Raw genomic sequence first — 19,627 nt, forward strand, 5'->3', positions numbered from 1 at the left:
CACCTATGATACCATCAGAATTTGAGCGATACGAGCAAATGGAAAAGGAACAGCTACCAGTTCCTAAGCATAAACTTCATAAATGGACCCATTTTGCCGGATTGTACGCCGCAGAACATGTCGCTGCCACAGAGTTTGTCATTGGCGCCACTTTCATCAGTTATGATCACCCAAAAGTGGCGACTCACTTAGCAAAATTCTAAAAATCGCTCATCTCAAAAATCAGACAAACACAGCTCAAAAAAATGCCGGGCCAAAGCCCGGCATTCCATTAACACCATGAAAAGTAATATGAAGAAGTAATGAATGTTAAGGGTTCTGCTTGATCAATGGATTGTTAGCTATTTCATTGGATGGAATGAAGTAGATGTTTCGCGGATCATCCCATGGAATCACCTGAGTAGTCTGCCCTTCATCCAGGTGCATCCCCGGATAGCTTCGATCAATGTTCAACTTATTTCTGACCAGATCGGTCAACCTAAAACCCTCCCAGGCCAACTCTAGTCTCCGCTCGTGCAAGACCACCTCCAAAGCAGATGCAAATCCCTTCAGGTCTGTGGTGGTATAGAGCGCTGTACCTGTCAGCCCGGCACGCTCTCTGATCACATTCACATCCGCTATGGCTTGAGCAGCATTATTCAGATGAGCATAAGCTTCTGCCCTGTTTAGGTACACCTCGCCCAGTCTAATCAGCTGCGGGGAGTTGAGGGTAACCACACCGTCCTGGTAAGAAAACTTGGTGATGAAGTATTTGGGAAATCCATTGCGTTCCTTCACCGTCACTCCATCCGGCTCAAGGTCCGGCACAATAAAGTCATTACGAATGTCATCCGGATATTGCGAAAGGAAATCTCTCAGTGGCTCAGAGGCGTATACCTCGCCCCAACCCTGCCCCTGATCCGTAAGATACATGGAGCCAATAGAAGCCGAAGCATGATCATCCTGCAGCAGGTGTGCCACCAGAAAGATGGCCTCCTCAGATTCCGACCCATTCCAGAATGAATTGAGATAATCGGCTCTGGAAACCAGTGAAAAATCATCACCATCGATCACTTTATCGGCATAGTCGATGGCATCCTGCCACTGCTCCATGTGCAGATACACTCTGCTAAGCAAGGCCTGGGCAGCGCCTTCCGACGCATAGGCTGATCCACGACCGCCAGACATTAACTCTTCAGCTTTTAGCAAGTCTGCCTCCACCTGGGCGTAGCACTGGCCCACGGTAGATCGGGCTTCGGTTGGCTCATCAGCGAGAGAGGTCTTGAGGATGATCCCCGGGTTATCCACCCCATGACTGTAAGGCAGTGCAAACAGCTTCAACAGACTCAGGTGCAACAAGCCTCTGAGAAAGTAATTCTCTCCGAGCAATTGTCGGAAATTGTCAGACGAAGACTCATCTACGGCACCAATAATCTGATTGCAGCCATTGATGGCCCGGTAGGAGGAAAACCACACATAGCTGGTGTTTTCCATGGTAGCGATATGCTCTCTGGTGAAAGCATAAAAGAGTGGATCTGTGGTAGACCCGCTGATCATCACATTGTCACTAGGAAACTCCGACAGCTGGTGGTCATTGCGCACCCAGTAGTTAGCCGTATATTCCTTATTGTCATATACAATCAATTTCTTGAGCATGGCATAGTTGCCATTGGTGGCGGCCACGAGACCTTCATAGTTGCTAGCCAGTGACTCGTTTACAATACCATCGCTGGGAAGCTGATCCAGCTCACAGGCGGTCAATATCGAAAGGGAGATGAGCAATATATAAAATCGTTTCATGTCTGTTCTTTTTAAAATCTTGCGGTCAATTTCATCAAATACTGCTTGCTGATAGGGTATTTGAAATCCTGAAAACCAGGAAGTTCAAATGCGGCCACAGAAACCCTTGCTTCAGGATCCAATCCTGAGAATTTGGTCCAGGTATAGAGGTTATCACCACTCAGACCCAGGTTAAGGCTCTGCAACTTCAGCGCATTGCATACTGACTGTGGGAAGCTGTAAGTCAGCGACACGTTTCTCAACCTAATGTAGCTGCCGTCTTCCAGGTATCTGGACGAAGGTGCATTGGAGAGTTTATTTCCCCCACGCTTAGGCAATGGATGGGTAGCATCGTCTCCAGGCTTTTCCCAGCGGCTCCAGCCATCCTGCAGCTCCATCATGTTGTATTCGGTATAGGCTCCGTCATTGTCAAAAAGCTGTCGGGCACTGTGGTACACCTTATTTCCATACTGGTAGCTGAGTAACACACTCAACGAAAATCCTTTGTAGCTCACGGAGTTGGTCCACCCGCCATACAGTTTGGGCAGTACGCTTCCCACTCGCTGAAACTCCGCTTCATTATAGTTAGACGTAGCCTCTCTGGACACTACATCCCCGCTGGCGTCACGGTTGACTTTTTCCCAAAGAGGATCACCATTGGCCGGATCCACACCCAACCATTTCGGCAAATACCACTGTCGCAACTCCTCTCCCACTGCGGAGATCTGATTCACATCTGTACCGAAAAGCAACTGATCAGTATCAGCAAACTTCAGGTTCTCACTCTGGTTGAAGGCCACGTTGTACGAAGAGGTCCAGTTGATTCCATTGCCTTTAAAAATGTCAGCAGAAATAGCCGCTTCCACTCCTTGATTTCTGATCTCGCCCACATTTCTTGCTTGTATTTCAAAACCAGTAGACAGTGGCAACTGCACGTCTAGCAGGAGATCGGTTGTGGTATTATTGTAGTAATCAAAGGTGGCGTTGATCCTGTTGAAGAAAGTAAGGTCCACACCGATGTTTCTCGAAACCAGTGTTTCCCACGTGATATTGTTATTGGCCAGCAAGGGAATAGTGGCCGCAGGAATGCCATTGTACTGGTCTGAAAGGTCGTAGTAAGACAGGTATGGGAACGAATTGGAACCCACATTATCATTACCTACCTCCCCATAGCTACCCCGCACCTTCAGAAAGGAGATCACATTGTTGTAGACAAAAAAGTCTTCAGAACTAACAATCCATGAAGCGGAAGCTCCGGGAAAATACCCCCATCTGCTTTCGGGTCCGAATTTGGAAGAAGCATCCGCTCTAAATACTCCTGTCACGAAGTATTTTCCTCCGTATGAGTAACTCATTTCAGATAGGTAGGAAAGTCTCGTTCCCGTCACGTTATTTCCATAGATACTCACAGGCTCGGATGCCGCCCCGATCACATTCAGACCAATAGGTATGTTTCGGGCGCTCGCTCCCAGGTTTTCGTAGTAATAATAATTGCCCTCTGCACCGATAAAGCCGCCTACAGTATGTTTACCAAAACTCTTCTCGCCTCTTAAAATCAAAGTGGAAATGGCATCCTTGGAAGCAGCAGTAGAGGTGCTGATAGACCCTTTAGAGGCTTTCCCCTCACGGGTTCTGGGATCATAGAAAGACTCATAGCGTCCATGGGAAATCGAAACCCTGTTTCTGGACTCTATAGAGAGCCAGTCTGTAAGGTCTATGTTCAGAAAAGCATTACCCGAAAAATCCAGTCCTTTTGAATTGTTGTAGTTGTATTGTGCAGAGTGAAGCACATTTTTGCTATCACGTCCGTACCACTCCTCAGAGCTGGTGTTATCGATGTACTTGATCGATCCATCATCACTATAAGGGCTGTCCCAGGGCAGGTACAGGAAAGGATCGTATCTCCAGTCCCAAAAATCCTGATTACGCTCACTGCTGATCAGGGAAAGATTGGTTTTAAGAGATACATTTTCTTTTAGCTGGAAATTGAGGTTGGTACGTAAACTCATGCGCTCATAACCAGTCTCCAGCAGCGTGCCATCCTCCTGATAGTAGTCACCGGACACCGCGTAGGTCATTTTATCAGTACCTCCACGAGCAGACAGGTAGTAATTTTGCAGTACCCCACGCTTAAATGATTCATCCAGCCAGTTGAAATCCCTATCTCTCAAGTCCTCGGGTCTCACCTTCAGGAAATTGACCCGTTCGTCTCCCCACATGATTTCCTGCAGGTCATAAAGATCAGAACCATTCATCATACTGAAATTGCCTGTGGTGATTTCTTTGACTCCCACAGACGTGGAAAACTCAATCACCGGATCTCCCTTTCCTTGTTTGGTAGTCACAATCAGCACCCCACCTGACGCCAGCGATCCGTAAAGTGAAGTAGCAGCGGCATCCTTCAATACGGTCACAGAAGCCACATCATTGGGCTGATAAGTACCCCCGATGATCCCATCTACCACTACAAGCGGAGCCCTGTCGGCAGTGAGCGAGTTCACTCCTCTGATCCTGATCTCAGCAGGCTCCCCGGGTGAGCCACTGCTGGTGGTCACGCTCACACCTGCCACCTTGCCCTGTAGCATGCTTTCAATATTCGAACTGGTCACATTCTTCAGATCCTTCTCACCAATGGTAGTGGCAGAAGCTGTAAGCTCCCTTCTGGATTTCTCCGAATACCCCATCACGACCACTTCCGACAGTTCAGCGATATCCACCGTCATCGTCATATCTATCCTGGACTGATTATTCACAGACACCCGCTGTGACTCGAAGCCTACAAACGAAAAGATCAGCACATCGTCCGGCTCTGCCTGAATGGTGTAATTACCATCCAGATCAGTAATAGATCCTGTAGTGCCTCCTTCAATTAACACCGTTGCTCCCGGAATGGCTTCACCATCCTCAGCAATCACTTTGCCTTTGATCACCGACTGTGCGCCTGCCAAAAACGAGACAAACAACAATGCCGAAATCACCAGACCTTTCTTTAGAGTAAATCGCTTAATCATTTGAGAATATTTTAGATACTTTCAATTCCTTATTTTTAACGTAAAAGCAAATTAATAAATAAATAATTAACTTTCAATTACTTTCATTAAGATTTATACATTTTGTCTTTTCTTTCTATTATTACAATGTTAATGAGTTCAATTCACCCTAACTATCTCCTTATATGACCATCAAAAATTCCTGGTTTTTCTATGCGCTCGTCACCACCATCTTCTGGGGAGTTTGGGGTGCCATCATTGAAATCCCCGAAAAAAACGGATTTCCGGCTACCATGGGCTACATTGCCTGGGCCATCACCATGATCCCCTGCGCGTTCGTAGCCCTGCGTCTCATCAGATGGAAGCTGGACACCAGCCTCTCAGCCATCGCATTAGGCTCCATCGTAGGGCTAGCCGGAGCAGGTGGTCAGTTACTACTCTTTCAGGCACTGAGAGAAGGGCCCGCATACATCATCTTTCCTATCGTCTCCCTATATCCGGTACTCACCATCGTGCTGTCCATGGCCATTTTGAAAGAAAATGCCACGACTAAACAATATATAGGTATAGTCACAGCCCTGATCGCCATATTCCTGCTGTCCTACTCCGACGGAGAAACCACCAGCATGGTGGGATACGCATGGCTACTGCTCTCCACCTGTGTATTTGTACTTTGGGGTCTGCAGGCCTTTGTGATGAAGTTCTCCAATGAACGAATGAAAGCCGAAAGCATCTTTTTCTATATGATGACCGCTGCAGTGGCGCTGAGTCCTGTAGCCTTTGCCATGACTGACCCTGCCACAGCTATCAATTATGGATTCTCTGGTGGTGGCATGGCTTTGTTAATTCATTTCCTCAACTCCATCGGCGCGCTCACACTGGTGTATGCCCTTCGTTATGGCAAAGCGATCATCGTGGTACCCATGACCGGGCTCTCCCCGGTGATTACCATTATCCTTTCACTACTGATTTATGCTGTTTGGCCACAAACCACCCTGCTGGTCGGTATTGCCTTCGCTGTAGTAGCCATATATTTAATCTCAGAGTAACATTTCCTTATGATTTGATCATAAAAAGAAAGATGCTTCTCAATAATAAAATGAATAATAGCTATAAACTTTTTTTATATTTCGTTTGCTTTCGTTTTTAAAAGTACATAACTTTCGAAACCTATTTAAATCATTTAATTTAATAGAAGGGAAACATTGAAGTGTATTAAACCTTAAAACTTAAAAACTAATGAAGACTCAATCCTTTAAAAAACTAATGCTTCTGGGCCTGACAGCAGGCTTAGCTGGTCTGTTCTCTTGTGGTGAAGATGAAGCCAAGACTCCTTTGCCTGTGGCCGATTTCACCTTCACGCTTGAAGGCAAAACAGTAACCGTAGTAAATGCTTCTACTGACGCGGAAACACAAACATGGGATTTTGGTGATGGCGCAACATCTACCGACCTCAACCCTTCACATACGTACGAAGCTAATGGTAGCTATATCGTTAAGCTCACAGTAACCAACGAAACCGGTTCGGATGACAAAAGTGAGGTATTGGAAGTGATCAACATCCAAATTGATGGTGACCTTAGTGACTGGGACGATGTACCCGCACTGGCCACTTATGGTGATGGTGAGGCTGGATCTTTCCTGGAAGTGAAAGTAGAAAACCTGGAGGATGACAAGCTTTTCATCTATGTGAAAACCACCTCTGCGTCAAACGGATTCATTGATCTATTCATGAACTCTGATAACGATGATGCTACGGGTTTTGCTTCATGGATGTATCCTACTACTCCAGGATTCGACATTTTGGTAGAAGGTTATGCCATTTCTCAGAGTGCTGTTGAAGCGGAGTTGTTCTTTGGCAACTACGATGATGCTACCGCTGGTGAGGACAAGACTGCCTGGGCATGGACTGCTCTTACACCTAGCGCCAACTTCTTTAAGACCATAGAATTACAGTCTGCAGGAGCTAACAAAGCCTATGAATTTTCAGTGGATCTGTCAGAATTCCCTCCTGCAGCCGCAGCTTCAGGATCTGTGAAATTCTTCCTGATCGATGTGGATGCTCCTGATGGTGCCGGTTCTGACTGGGCATGGTTAGGAAACGCTCCAGCTGGCTATGGTGAAGAAACCTCTGCAGCCTTCACTTATACATTGAAATAATTTTTTCCAGTTTTCATATTTGAGGCTGTCTCTGAAGTAACCGAATATTCATCGGCTTTTGAGATAGCCTCTTTTTTATAATAGATCCTATGTCCCCGATTCAGAGAATAGTTACTTGTTCACTTCTATTCATTGCCCTCACAGGTTATAGCCAGACGGTCACCTATACTTCAGACGAAAGTGTGATTGCTAACCCGGAAAGAGGCTTCTATCATCATACCGAAGTACACACCGGACAGTATGAAAACCTGAACACCGAAACACTCAAAGGATACCGAACCAATGAGGGCATCACGCAAATCCTGCGGGTGTTCTACCTGGAGAACTTTCGGGAAAGTCCTATTTCAGGTGACTACCTGAATAACATGCGTCGGGATTTCGCTATCACCAGATCAGCGGGAATCAAAGTAATCGTCAGATTTGCCTATTCGCAGGGAACCACGGCGCCCTACAACGACGCGCGACCCGAGTTTGTCCAAACGCATATCGATCAGCTCAAACCCGTACTTCGCGAAAACGCAGATGTGATTGCCGTAATGCAGGCAGGATTTATCGGCACATGGGGAGAGTGGTATTACACTGACCATTTCGCAAACTCTCCCGGTCAAATCAGCGCCGAAGACTGGGAAAACCGACGACAGGTGGTCTACAGCCTACTGGACGCCCTACCAGATGACCGAATGGTCCAATTGAGAACCCCGGGATACAAATTCACGATTTTTGACAGCCAGGAACCACTCAACGAAACCACTGCTTTTTCCGGCAGCTATGCCAGCAGGGTGGGTCATCACAATGACTGCTTTGTCGCTTCATCCAGTGACTTTGGCACATACGTGAACCCTGGAATAGAAAAGCCTTACCTGCGGGAAGAAACCCGCTTCACGCCTATGGGCGGTGAAACATGCGCCCTGGCCTCCCCCTACTCAGATTGCGAAAACAGTCTTTCGGACCTGGAGCAGTTTCATTGGTCTTACCTGAACATTGACTATAACCGTCAGGTATTAAGCGAATGGGACAATCAAGGCTGCTTTGACGAGGTAGAACTCCGCCTGGGCTATCGCTTCAAAATGATCGCCGGCACTTTCACTACCGCCACCAAGCCAAATGGCAAATTTGCCTTTTCACTAACCCTGCAAAACGATGGCTTCAGCAATCCCTATAATCCCCGGTTGATTGAAGTGATCTTAAAAAACACTACCACAGATGCAGAGTACCTCATACAGCCGGATGAGAACATTAAACTCTGGCCACTTAATGAAGCCTTTAACCTCACCTTTGAGGCGGGCATTCCGGCGGATATGGCCGATGGTGATTACCAACTCTATCTCAACCTGCCGGATCCTTATCCCTCACTTTACAAAAACCCGGCCTACGCCATCCGTTTGGCCAATGAAAGCACCTGGGACAGCGAAACCGGGTACAACAACCTACTCAGCACTGTTTCCATTTCAGCCAGCAACAGCTCCGAAGATTATACAGGTTCGGAATACTTTACCCCCAGACTTACCCAAAGCACCATCGAGGTGGAAGGCGCTGACCAAATATTTGGTGCTGCCAGCAACAATGCCATTCTCACCTATTGGGGCCGACAGAGCAACGACCTGATGCGAGTAATAGAAAGGTCCACAGGTACTGGATCTTTCGAAACCATTGCTTCCATCAGTGCAGCTCAGGATTACTTTCTTGATCTGAATGTTGCCCCGGAAACCAATTACACGTATCGCTACCATCTGAGCAGCGCCACAGGCAGCACGTCACCTTCGGCTGAAATCACCCTGACCTTGAGTGAGGAGAGCTATCCCACCATTGCGATTGATGGTGAATCATCAGACTGGAACACCATTACTCCAGTGAGCAGCACCGTATCTGATGCTGAAGCCAAAGTCCTAAGGGTCTTTTTTGGGGCACAGAGTGCCTTTGTACTTCTGGAAGGTGAAGCAAATGACTACAGCATCTACCTGGATACTGACAATGATCTTTCTACCGGATTTCAGGATAACACAGGCCCACTTTCGGGAATGGATTATCAACTGACAGAGAATGGACTATCAATGCATTCTTCCAATCAATGGGCGACCACCAATGCCAGCATCAACAAAGCAACCGGTGATAAAACCACCGAGCTGTCCATACCACTCAATGCACTGGAAAACCTGGGGGATAACCGAAACCTGCGGATCTATGCCACCCTCAACAATGGCACTGCGCTTTTATCAAACTCCGAGGGTCAGCCGACCAACCTTTACAGAGCACTACCACCGGCCATTCCCGGCGATTTTTCTGTGAGAAACTCTACAGAACTCCCCGAAACACGACTGGTGGTTTCATGGAGTACCTGTGCCAACTGCCTGGGATATACGCTGGAGCGATCTCAGGATGGTGAAACATTTGACCTCATCGGGACCTACGATACTTCTGTGAGCCTCATCAGAGATGATAACCTCACCAACATGGTGACTTACTACTATCGAATAGCGTCCTACAATGAACTTGGAACATCCGGATACTCTGAAACAGTGGATGCCACTACTGGTGTTATCCAGCTAAGTACTCAGCCGGAGCTTCCAGTCCTCTTTCCCAACCCCACGCAAGACAGGCTTTTCATCAGTACGCTGTACGATCAATTTGCCATTTATTCCCTGGATGGAGCACTGGTCACTAAAGGTCTTTACCAGAAAAGCATAGACGTGAGCATGCTGCGGGCCGGAATGTACGTATTGCACATTCAAACCTTAGAGGGAAGCAAGCAACTAAAGTTTGTGAGGAAATAAGATTAGGCAATAATCACCTTTACCCCGGCATCTTCCAGCCGCTTTCGGTCATCATCAGAGAGCTTATCGTCTGTCACCACAATGTCAATCTTATCGATCGGGCATATGAAGGCGAAGCTCTTCTTTTTGAACTTACTGGAATCAGCCAGGAGGATCACTTCATTGGCGATCTCAATCATGAGTTCATTGATGTGAGCCTCCTCTATGTTGGGTGTGTAAAGTCCTGTTTTGGTATCAAATCCATCTACACCCAGGAATGCCTTGTCCACATAAAAGTTTTTAAGGCTCCGCTCTGCCAGTGGCCCTACCAGCGATTGGGAATTTTTTCGTAGGTACCCTCCGGGAATGGTCAGGTTCACCCCGGGGTGGCTAATCAAAAGCGTAGCAATATTCAAAGCATTAGTGATCACTGTCAGGTCCTCTATCTCTGTAAGGTTCTTCACCATCTCCGCAGTGGTGGTGCCAGAGTCAATCAAGACAATCTCCGAGTTCTTAATCAGCTTTGCCGCAGCCCTTCCGATCCGTACCTTCTCCTGATAGTTGATCTTATCTTTCTCTGAGAGGTTGTAATCTACCCCTACCCGTCCCTCAATTTTCATCGCTCCACCTCGCGCTCTGATCAGCAGGCTTTTCTGCTCCAGTTGATCCAGATCGTTGCGGATAGTAACTTCACTCACTCCAAATTTGGCACTCAACTCATCTACATAGACCTGCCCCTCACTATTGATGGCATTTAAGATCTCATTTCTGCGAGACACGGTTGAATTTCTGGTATTGATAGGCATTTTGATATGGGTTTAAAGCAAGATAGAAAATATTCGCATGCTAAAGCAAGCTTCAATAACAAATGAAACTTTTCAAAAGATTAAAAACATATTAAATAAGTATTTGAAAGTTTAAGTTTTATTTTTATTTTTGATTTCAGGTATTATAAAAGCTTACATAAGAATTTCATCCCATAGAATATATGCAATATTTAGGACTAGAAATAGAGAATCTGAAGTCACTGGGCGCCATCGACACGGCCAGGGAAATCAGTCAACAGCCAGAGATTTGGTTAAAAATTTGGGACTTAATAAAAAATCAGCAAAAAGCACTTAGTTCCTTCATTCAGGATCATCAATATGATAAAATCATCCTGACCGGAGCTGGTACCAGTGCCTACATAGGCGAATCTTTGGAAGGCACTTTTTATCGAAACCTTCACCACAATGTAACCGCCATCCCTACCACTCATTTGGTTTCACATCCTTATGATTACTTATCTGGGAATGAAAGCATTCTCCTGATCTCTTTCGCAAGGTCGGGCAACAGCCCGGAGAGTAAGGCCGCTGTGAAACTTGCAGACAACATCAGTAAGACCTGCCACCATCTGATCATCACCTGCAACATGGATGGGGACCTGGCCACTTACGAGTCCAAAAACAAAAAATACATTCTTTTACTGCCCAAAGAAACAAACGACAAGAGCTTGGCCATGACCAGTAGCTACACCAGCATGTTACTTTCAGGCCTGCTCCTTTCCAGACTCAATGAGCTGGATGAGCTCAAGGCTCAAGTGCAGCTGGCGAGCGATTACGCCAAAGGTATCCTCACCGATCACCTCAACGAAATCAAAGAAATCGCAGACCTTCCTTTCAAAAGAGCTGTCTTTCTGGGATCAGGGCCTCTACTGGGTACGGCCACAGAATCTCAGCTGAAACTTCAGGAACTCACCGATGGCAGCATCATCTGCAAGCACGAATCGTTTCTGGGCTTTCGCCACGGACCAAAGGCTGTAGTGGATAATGAAACACTGATCGTATTCATCCTTTCCAACAGTACCTATGCCAGCAAGTATGAGCATGATTTAATGTTTGCGATGGACAAAGGCAAAAAAGCCCTCGCTATGGTCGCGATTGCGGAACGGATAGATTTCGACATCCCGGTGGGCTACAAAATCAGTCACACACAAAACGGATTGCATCTGGAGGAAGATTTTATGACCTTGCCTGGTGTGGTACCGGGTCAGCTGCTCGGCTTCTTCAAATCACTGAGCCTGGGACTGATGCCCGACCAACCCTCCACCAGTGGAGCCATCTCCCGGGTGGTGCAGGGTGTGAATATTTATGATTTACCTTAAAAACAGTCTCTGATGTACGATGTATTAGTGGTAGGTGAACTCAATGTGGACATTATCCTGAATCGGATCGATGGCTTCCCGGAGGTAGGCAAAGAGAAGCTTTCGAAAGACCTGCGGGTGGTTCTGGGAAGCAGCTCGGCCATTTTCGCCAGCAATCTGGCTACCCTGGGCGCTCAGGTGGCGTTTGTAGGCAAAATAGGCAAGGATCAGTTTGGTCAGTTGGTAGAAACCTCCCTGAAACAAAAAGGAGTGGGCACACAATTTCTGGTTCATACAAATGACCACCAGACGGGCGCAACAGTGGTACTCAACTATGACATGGACCGTGCCATGGTCACCTACCCCGGCGCGATGGAGCACCTCACAGAAAAAGAAGTGCGCAACGACATCCTGACGGAAGCCAGGCACCTGCACGTGAGCTCCGTCTTTCTGCAGCCCAACCTGAAAAAGAACCTGGTACAGCTCATGGAGCGGGCCAAGTCATTTGGCCTCACCACCTCCCTGGATCCGCAGTGGGATCCGGCAGAGCAGTGGGACCTCAACCTGCAGGAGCTTTTGCCGGTAGTGGATGTCTTCCTGCCCAACCGATCGGAGCTGAAGCACCTCACCAAAACCAACTCGGTACACCACGGCATAGACGCCATCAAGGACTTTGCCAATATCGTAGCTGTAAAAGACGGAGAAAATGGTGCCATCCTCTACCACGATGGGGAAACCATCCGCAAGCCAGCTTACCTCAACAAAGAGGTGGCTGACTGCATTGGTGCCGGCGACAGCTTTGATGCCGGCTTTATCTCCCAGTACATACAAGGCAAAGACCTGCAAACCTGCCTGGACTTTGCCAACCTGGTGGGCGCCGTGAACACCACAGAAGCCGGAGGTACCGCCGCCTTTCAAGACCTTAACAAAGTAAAATCAATCGCCAAAGAGCGGTTTTCATTTTCCATTTGAACGACCTATGAAACTACAGGATCAACTAGCCCTGAATAAAAAAGAAGGCAAAGCCCTACTGGCTACCAATTTCTACAATTTTGAGACCTTGTCAGCCGTACTCACTGCGGCCAAAGAGACCAATTCGGCGCTCATTCTCCAGCTTTCGGAGAGCTCTCTCCACTATATGGGCCTGGAAGTGGCCGCTCAAATGGCCAAAAGTGCCATCTCACAGTATGGTGTACAGGCGTGGCTCCATATGGATCATGGTGGAGATGTCAACCTGGTGAAAGCCTGTCTGGATGCTGGTTTTGATTCTGTGATGATCGATGCCAGTGAGAAGCCTTTTGCTGAAAATGTAAAAATCACTCAGGAAATCGTGCGCTATGCAGAGCAGTTTGGTGCCAATGTGGAAGCGGAGCTCGGCTACATCGCCAAGCTGGGACAGGGACAGGACATGATCTACACCCAACCAGATGAAGCCCGCCGATTCGTGGAAGAAACCGGCATCAATGCCCTGGCAGTAGCTGTGGGTTCGGCGCATGGATTCTACAAAGAAACGCCGAAACTCCAGCTGGATCTGATTGCAGAAATCAACGCAGCCACCTCAGCCGCTCTGGTACTCCATGGCAGCTCGGGAATCCCTCACGATCAGGTACAGGAATCCATCCGCAGAGGGATTACCAAAATCAACCTGGCCACAGAGATCAAAAACATTTTCATGAAGAAACTTCAGGAAGTCCTCGCCGATTCGGATGAGATTGACCTGAGAAAAGTCTTTCCAAAGGCGACACAGGCAGCTACGGACCTGGTAAGTGAAAAGCTCAAAGTCATCAATTTCAGCTGATATGGGCCGGGCAGCATGGATCATTTTCTGGACAATGATCTCGGGCCAGCTACTGGCGCAATCTCCCGATAGCCTGTTGCTCAAAGATTACCAGCCCAGATCTATTTTCAATATTCCGGAAAGCAAAGTTACCAGGGCCCGTTTCCCGGTGATCGATATGCACTCACACCCGTACGCACTCACGGCTGCTGATTTGCAGCGGTGGATCGTCAGCATGGATAGTGCCGGAATCGAACAAACCATGATCCTCACCTATGCCACTGGTGCTGAATTTGACAGCCTGCGGGAGGTTTATGGGGCTTTTGGGGAGCGCTTTCAGCTGTGGTGCGGGTTTGACTATACGGGCTACAATGAGCCGGGATGGACGGAAAAGGCCATCAAAGAACTGGAGCGATGCCACAGCCTGGGAGCTATCGGCGTAGGCGAACTGGGAGATAAAGGCCTGGGCCTCACCTATTCGCATCCCACGCCTGCCTACGGAATGCACATCAACGATCCCAGAATGCAACCGCTCCTAAAACGATGCGGCGAACTGGGCATGCCAGTGAATATCCACGTGGCTGAGCCCGCCTGGATGTATGAACCCATGGACGCCACCAACGACGGTCTCATGAACGGCTTCAAATGGCGCATCGATCAGCAATGGGAAGGCATCCTGCTACACGAAGCACTAATTCAGACCTTAGCAGAAGCCCTCAGGGCCAATCCCGGGACGACTTTTATCGCCTGCCATTTTGCCAACTGCAGTGCAGACCTATCCATACTGGGCAGCCTTCTGGACCGCTTCCCCAACCTGCATGCAGACATCTCGGCCCGCTATGGTGAAACCGCCACGATCCCACGAACTATGGCTGCCTTTTACACTCAATATCAGGATCGCCTCCTCTTTGGTACCGACATGGGTAGCGAACCTGAGATGTATGAAATTGTATTCAGAATCCTGGAAACGGAAGATGAGCATTTCTACCAGCCAGCATACTTCAACTACCACTGGCCGCTCTATGGCTTTGGCCTGTCTGATTCCATCCTCAAAAAGCTCTACTATGAAAACGCTCAAAAAATACTGGACTAAGACATTCCTCCTCCTGGCGATCAGCGGATCATGGTCTTGTGCCGAAAAGGAGACCATCATCAGTAGCGGTGACCTCACTTTGCGGGTCAACCACCAACTGCATACGTCTTTACAATCCACCAAAACGGACGTCAAAGACCTGATGGAGGGCTTTCAGCCAACTGAGTACCTGATTCTCTCTGAAGAAAAGCTGACTGACTTTGACCTTTCGGCCTACGAAGAAACATCCATCACCACCTCCCTTGGGGAAGGGGTCAGGCATTCCTTTTCCGGTAAAAACACAGGCACGGGCATCACCAAACAGCTTGTACTGACCGTCTATGAAGCTTTCCCGAACTTCATCACCACACAAGTGCGCTACATCAATGAATCAGATCAGCCACTTACCTACAAAAGCTGGGTCAACAATGGCTACCACCTCTTTTCGCAGGACGAACCTCCTTTCTGGGCTTTTCAGGGGAGCAGCTCCGGTGCACGGGCAGACTGGATCAAGCCGGTGAATCCCGGTTTTTATCAGGACAACTACCTGGGCATGAACAGCTCAGACTATGGTGGGGGCATCCCCGTCACGGACGTCTGGAACAGAAGCGCAGGCATCGCCATAGGCCATACGGCCACCACACCCAAGCTGGTGTCGCTGCCCACAGAGATGAAAGTGAACGAACGATCGCTCCGGGTAGGTGTACGCGAGGACTTTGACTACCCCAGCTACCTGGCGCCTGGAGATACGCTCCAGACACTCGAAACTTTCGTGATGCTGCACTCCGGGGATTATTACAACGGCCTGCAGCAATACTCCGAGGTGATGCAGGCCAAGGGCATCAGCTTTCCACCGGCAGAGCCAGCGGCCTTTGAGCCCATCTGGTGTGCCTGGGGGTATGAGCGGGATTTTACCCTCGCAGAAGTGCTGGGCACCTTACCGAAAGTGAAAGCCCTGGGGATCAAATGGGCCGTGCTGGATGATGGATTTCAGCAGGCAGAGGGAGACTGGCATACCAACCAACAGAAGTTTCCCGGTGGCGACGAACAAATGAAGGACCTGGTGAAAACCATTCACAGTCATGGGCTGAAAGCCAAACTGTGGTGGGCACCCCTGGCCGCCGACCCGGGCAGCAAGCTCCTGACCAACCACCCCGATATGCGACTCTACCTTGAAGACTGGGCACCCCAATACATCACCTGGTGGGATGCCTACTACCTCTCGCCCACCCATGCCAAGACCATTGCCCACACACAGGAAGTCGTGAACCTGTTTCTGAATGAATGGGACTTTGACGGGCTGAAAATGGACGGCCAGCACATGAATGCCGTGGCCCCGAACCACAACCCGCTCAGCGGGCTGGAAGACCCGATATTGGCACCCGAAAAACTCCCCGAGTTCTTCAAGATTATTTATGAGCAAGCCCGTGACATCAAACCCGATGCAGTGGTTGAAAACTGCCCCTGTGGTACCTGTATGTCATTTTTCAACATGCCACATATGAATCAGGCGGTATCCTCTGACCCTACCTCCTCCTGGCAGATTCGCCTGAAAGGCAAAACCTACAAGGCCCTAATTCCGCAAACGGCCTACTACGGTGATCATGTGGAGCTGAGCGATGGCGGCAATGACTTTGCCAGCTCATTTGGAGTGGGCGCCGTGCTGGGCACCAAATTCACCTGGCCTGCAGACAATCCTACTGCCTCGGCGAGCTATCTGCTCACCCCCGAAAAGGAGCGCGTATGGGCTCAGTGGTTTGACCTTTACAACCAAAAAATGCTCTCCAAAGAAACTTACCTGGGCGGCTTGTACGACATAGGGTATGACCTGCCGGAAGCACACGTGATCCAAAAGGGAGACACGCTCCACTATGCCTTCTATGCCGCAGCGTGGGACGGGCCGGTGACTCTTCGCGGACTGACGGCAGACACTTATGTGATCAACGACTACTTCCACGAGGTTTCTTTAGGCACGGTCACCAAAGAAGCACCCGAATTGAAGCTGAAATTCAGCAATTTTATTTTAATTGAAGCTTATCCGAAATAATCCATGCAGATCATTTTCCCTAGACCTTTTGCTATCGCTATAGACGACCTGGGCTGGATCAACGGCCAGAATGACGGAGAAGGTGGCTACGGGCCCTACCGGCTGGGCATGAACAGAAACATCACCCTGAAGGACTATGAGGCAGTGGTGGACCTGGCTCAAAAAGCGGGTGTTCGCCTGCAGGGGTTGTTCATCCTGAGTGAGATGGACCGGGAAAACTTTCTGGGCGCCTATCCTACCACCACCCACATGCGTGAAAAGTGGAACAACGACGCACTCATCTCCGACTTGCAGTTGGACATCATGGAATTTGTAAAAAAGGAAGCTGCCCACCTTGAGTTTGGACTGCATGGAGTGGGACATGAGTTTTGGCCGGAAGCCGGAAAACGCAGACGTGCCGAATGGTACAACACCGTGGATCATCACCCCTGGCCGGAGGAAGAGATTCGCACCCATGTGGAATGCTACATCCGCATCCTGAAGCAGTACGGACTCTCGCAGGACAATGGTCATTCCTTCCCTGAAAGCTTTGTACCCTGTGCCTACAGCTACCACTGGGACCCGGAGGGGCCTTACAGCTCGGGAAGTATCCTGAGTGACTATGGCGTGCGCTATGCCAACACGGATTTCACACAAATACCCGAATGCAACCCGCCTGCCGAACCCAATGGTGGCGGTTTTGATCACCGGGTGCATGTGATGAACCGCTACAACTACGGCAACCTTTGGTATGAAATGGGCAAGCTGCCTACCACGCCGCTGGAGGCGCAGCCCACCGACTACATAGAAACCCACTGGCCCAACCTGCTGGCAGCCGAAGGTGAGTTGCAAAAAGACATCACTCAGCGCTGGGCTGATTACTACCAGGCCGTGCAAGCCACCAGAGATCGATATTGCGCCAAAAACACCGCCCAGATGCATTCGCAATGGCTCTACAATACCTACACGAAGGTAACGGAGCGCAGCACCGGTGTGGTGCAGATTGATAACACCCGGATGCCAGACCATGTATATCGTGGCTACTTCCCGGCCAACATGGTGCTGAAGGTGCCCCTAAAACCCGGTGAGCATGTCTCGGCAGCCACCATCGATGGGGCGCCCATCCCGGCATATATCGAACATGAGGGCTACGGCCACCTCTACCTGCCGCAGCTCCTGCAAAAGTCCTATGAGCTGAGGTATGAAACAGGCACTGCGCCCCTGCAGCAGGTAATCTGGCATGAAGACACCTGCACGATCTTCGAGCTGACGGTGCGCGAGGCTCTGACCAAAATAGACCTGTGCCTGTACGGCACCCAGGAGCTCAAACTGCGAAGCTCCCGCGAGCCGGAGCAGGTGGAGAGCAACAACCCCGCCATCAGCATCCTGCGCTGGGAAATGCAAGGGGATATGCTGGTGATCAAAGCAAAGGCCCACGACATTCAGGGAGAAATCGGGGCGATAATGGTGGAGTATTGATACCCCCCTGATTCAGGCGAGTGCTGACCTTTCTGTTGATGACAACACCAACAGAGGAAGAGTCAAATGAAATTAAACTTTTAAAAAAAAGACCATGACCAATTTATATAACAGAATTCTACCTACGATGCTGCTTCTTTTAAGTATCCTGGTGGGCTGTAAAGACAAGAATCCCTCACCGGCTTCAAACCCTGATACCAACATCTCAAACACGGTTCACTACACTCCGTCAATGGAGTCTTTTCCCAATCCCGAAAGAGGATTTTTGCATTTGACCGCAGCATTCTCCGAAGGGTCACCCCTTGCTCAAAGCTCGCTTCAAAGCCTTCGAAATGACAATATCAGCCTGGTTTGGCGGCTCTACTATTTCGAGAAATTCAAACAAATTGACCTCAGTCAGGCACAACTTGACCTGATACAAACCGACATGGATAACCTTAGATCGGTGGGGTTAAAATGCGTGCTGAGATTTGCATACACCAACAACTCTGATGATGGCACGGATGCACCTATCGAGGTGGTGGAAAGGCATTTAGATCAACTGCAACCTTTATTTGAAGCCAATGCAGACGTAATCGCCTTTGTCAATGCTGGTTTCGTAGGGCTCTGGGGTGAATGGCATAGCTCCACCAACAACCTGACGGACCTGGCCAATCAAAAGCGCATAGTCACGAAACTACTGGAAGTAATCCCCTCGGAAATAAAAATACAACTCAGAACCCCACGTCAAAAGCGTGACATATTTGGGGAGCAAACTGCCATGACCGATGAGGTAGGTTATTCGGATGCAGACATTGCACGTGTAGGTCATCACAATGATTGCTTCATGGCCAGCTATGATGACTATGGTACCTACGACAACCCCAACACAGATAAAAACTACATCAGCCAGGAGGCATTTTATGTGCCCACTGGTGGTGAAACCTGCCCTCCTTCCGGAGTAGATGCAGCTGACTGTGAGGAAGCCCGTGAGACCATGTCTTTACTCAAATGGAGCTATCTCAACCTGGATTGGTACAAACCCATTATTGACGGATGGAAAAGTGAAGGTTGTTTTGAAGAGTTTGAACGGGATATGGGCTACCGGCTGGCCCTGGACTCCACAACCATCGATACTGTGGTGTCAAAATCCACGCCACTGGATATCGCCCTCTATTTGTACAACCATGGATGGGCACCCATATACAATCACAAGACGGTATCGGTGGTACTATCCCCGGCGTCCGGAGACCCGGTGCGCATGGTTTTGGATGTGGATATCCGCAAAGCCCGGCCAGGAGCGTCATTCAACATTGCAGAAACCATAGACCTGTCAGATGTACCTACAGGCACGTATGCGCTGCATCTTCACATAGCTGATCAGTTTGAGTCAATTGCCGAAAGACCTGAATATTCGGTGCGTCTGGCCAATGAAAATGTTTGGGACGGCCATACCGGATGGAATGACTTGTTTCAAACCGTAGAGATCACTGAATAACTGCGTTCCTAAAGTA

At 49.0% G+C, this 19,627-nt stretch carries 14 protein-coding genes; 11 read left to right on the forward strand and 3 right to left on the reverse strand.

Annotated features, from left to right (window positions below; translation table 11 throughout):
• Positions 1-5: 5 nt before the first annotated feature.
• Positions 6-203, forward strand: coding sequence for an SET domain-containing protein (locus ACHKAR_RS20220; RefSeq protein ID WP_159581802.1), 198 nt, complete (start codon positions 6-8; stop codon positions 201-203).
• A gap of 106 nt (positions 204-309) precedes the next feature.
• Here the strand turns inward: ACHKAR_RS20220 and ACHKAR_RS20225 are convergent, their stop codons facing one another.
• Together ACHKAR_RS20225 and ACHKAR_RS20230 are read right to left on the reverse strand one after the other, a co-directional pair.
• Positions 310-1,779 (reverse strand): RagB/SusD family nutrient uptake outer membrane protein, encoded by a 1,470-nt coding sequence (locus ACHKAR_RS20225; RefSeq protein ID WP_395419200.1) that lies wholly within the window; start codon positions 1,777-1,779, stop codon positions 310-312.
• An 11-nt stretch (positions 1,780-1,790) separates the two neighbouring features.
• Positions 1,791-4,769, reverse strand: a complete 2,979-nt coding sequence (locus ACHKAR_RS20230) for a SusC/RagA family TonB-linked outer membrane protein (RefSeq protein ID WP_395419202.1) — start codon at positions 4,767-4,769, stop codon at positions 1,791-1,793.
• 164 nt (positions 4,770-4,933) lie between these two features.
• On the opposite strand from ACHKAR_RS20230, the gene ACHKAR_RS20235 reads away from it, so the two are divergent.
• The 3 genes from ACHKAR_RS20235 (at position 4,934) to ACHKAR_RS20245 (ending at position 9,679) form a co-directional block, all read left to right on the forward strand.
• Entirely contained in the window at positions 4,934-5,797 is an 864-nt protein-coding gene (locus ACHKAR_RS20235) for an EamA family transporter (RefSeq protein WP_395419204.1), read from the forward strand.
• A gap of 190 nt (positions 5,798-5,987) precedes the next feature.
• Positions 5,988-6,908, forward strand: coding sequence for a PKD domain-containing protein (locus ACHKAR_RS20240; RefSeq protein WP_159581807.1), 921 nt, complete (start codon positions 5,988-5,990; stop codon positions 6,906-6,908).
• A gap of 89 nt (positions 6,909-6,997) precedes the next feature.
• Positions 6,998-9,679, forward strand: coding sequence for a DUF4832 domain-containing protein (locus ACHKAR_RS20245; RefSeq protein ID WP_395419206.1), 2,682 nt, complete (start codon positions 6,998-7,000; stop codon positions 9,677-9,679).
• A 2-nt stretch (positions 9,680-9,681) separates the two neighbouring features.
• Here the strand turns inward: ACHKAR_RS20245 and agaR are convergent, their stop codons facing one another.
• Positions 9,682-10,464: a transcriptional repressor AgaR gene (gene agaR / locus ACHKAR_RS20250; protein WP_159581809.1), complete on the reverse strand. Its 783-nt coding sequence runs from the start codon at positions 10,462-10,464 to the stop codon at positions 9,682-9,684.
• Positions 10,465-10,646: 182 nt separating this feature from the next.
• On the opposite strand from agaR, the gene ACHKAR_RS20255 reads away from it, so the two are divergent.
• From ACHKAR_RS20255 to ACHKAR_RS20285, 7 genes are all read left to right on the forward strand, one after another.
• The gene (locus ACHKAR_RS20255; protein ID WP_395419209.1) at positions 10,647-11,801 is read left to right on the forward strand and encodes an SIS domain-containing protein; all 1,155 of its coding nucleotides are present in this window, start codon (positions 10,647-10,649) and stop codon (positions 11,799-11,801) included.
• Between the two features lie 12 nt (positions 11,802-11,813).
• Entirely contained in the window at positions 11,814-12,752 is a 939-nt protein-coding gene (locus ACHKAR_RS20260) for a carbohydrate kinase family protein (RefSeq protein WP_395419210.1), read from the forward strand.
• Positions 12,753-12,759: 7 nt separating this feature from the next.
• Positions 12,760-13,578: a class II fructose-bisphosphate aldolase gene (locus ACHKAR_RS20265; protein WP_159581812.1), complete on the forward strand. Its 819-nt coding sequence runs from the start codon at positions 12,760-12,762 to the stop codon at positions 13,576-13,578.
• Position 13,579: 1 nt separating this feature from the next.
• Complete coding sequence (locus ACHKAR_RS20270) at positions 13,580-14,650, forward strand: amidohydrolase family protein (RefSeq protein WP_395419212.1); 1,071 nt, start codon at positions 13,580-13,582, stop codon at positions 14,648-14,650.
• Positions 14,622-16,676, forward strand: a complete 2,055-nt coding sequence (locus ACHKAR_RS20275) for a glycoside hydrolase family 36 protein (protein WP_395419214.1) — start codon at positions 14,622-14,624, stop codon at positions 16,674-16,676. Before ACHKAR_RS20270 ends, ACHKAR_RS20275 begins: the two co-directional genes overlap by 29 nt.
• A gap of 3 nt (positions 16,677-16,679) precedes the next feature.
• Complete coding sequence (locus ACHKAR_RS20280) at positions 16,680-18,134, forward strand: hypothetical protein (protein ID WP_395419216.1); 1,455 nt, start codon at positions 16,680-16,682, stop codon at positions 18,132-18,134.
• Between the two features lie 94 nt (positions 18,135-18,228).
• Positions 18,229-19,611, forward strand: coding sequence for a DUF4832 domain-containing protein (locus ACHKAR_RS20285; protein WP_395419218.1), 1,383 nt, complete (start codon positions 18,229-18,231; stop codon positions 19,609-19,611).
• Positions 19,612-19,627 lie beyond the last annotated feature (16 nt).

The sequence above is a fragment of the Marinoscillum luteum genome (assembly GCF_044005705.1).
Taxonomy (GTDB): domain Bacteria; phylum Bacteroidota; class Bacteroidia; order Cytophagales; family Cyclobacteriaceae; genus Marinoscillum; species Marinoscillum luteum.

Coding starts and splice junctions, on each gene's coding strand:
- ACHKAR_RS20255 (WP_395419209.1), top strand. CDS start 10,647: ATGCAATATTTAGGACTAGAAATAGAGAATCTGAAGTCACTGGGCGCC.
- ACHKAR_RS20265 (WP_159581812.1), top strand. CDS start 12,760: ATGAAACTACAGGATCAACTAGCCCTGAATAAAAAAGAAGGCAAAGCC.
- ACHKAR_RS20220 (WP_159581802.1), top strand. CDS start 6: ATGATACCATCAGAATTTGAGCGATACGAGCAAATGGAAAAGGAACAG.
- ACHKAR_RS20240 (WP_159581807.1), top strand. CDS start 5,988: ATGAAGACTCAATCCTTTAAAAAACTAATGCTTCTGGGCCTGACAGCA.
- ACHKAR_RS20225 (WP_395419200.1), bottom strand. CDS start 1,779: ATGAAACGATTTTATATATTGCTCATCTCCCTTTCGATATTGACCGCC.
- ACHKAR_RS20230 (WP_395419202.1), bottom strand. CDS start 4,769: ATGATTAAGCGATTTACTCTAAAGAAAGGTCTGGTGATTTCGGCATTG.
- ACHKAR_RS20285 (WP_395419218.1), top strand. CDS start 18,229: ATGACCAATTTATATAACAGAATTCTACCTACGATGCTGCTTCTTTTA.
- ACHKAR_RS20280 (WP_395419216.1), top strand. CDS start 16,680: ATGCAGATCATTTTCCCTAGACCTTTTGCTATCGCTATAGACGACCTG.
- ACHKAR_RS20235 (WP_395419204.1), top strand. CDS start 4,934: ATGACCATCAAAAATTCCTGGTTTTTCTATGCGCTCGTCACCACCATC.
- ACHKAR_RS20270 (WP_395419212.1), top strand. CDS start 13,580: ATGGGCCGGGCAGCATGGATCATTTTCTGGACAATGATCTCGGGCCAG.
- ACHKAR_RS20245 (WP_395419206.1), top strand. CDS start 6,998: ATGTCCCCGATTCAGAGAATAGTTACTTGTTCACTTCTATTCATTGCC.
- ACHKAR_RS20260 (WP_395419210.1), top strand. CDS start 11,814: ATGTACGATGTATTAGTGGTAGGTGAACTCAATGTGGACATTATCCTG.
- agaR (WP_159581809.1), bottom strand. CDS start 10,464: ATGCCTATCAATACCAGAAATTCAACCGTGTCTCGCAGAAATGAGATC.
- ACHKAR_RS20275 (WP_395419214.1), top strand. CDS start 14,622: ATGAAAACGCTCAAAAAATACTGGACTAAGACATTCCTCCTCCTGGCG.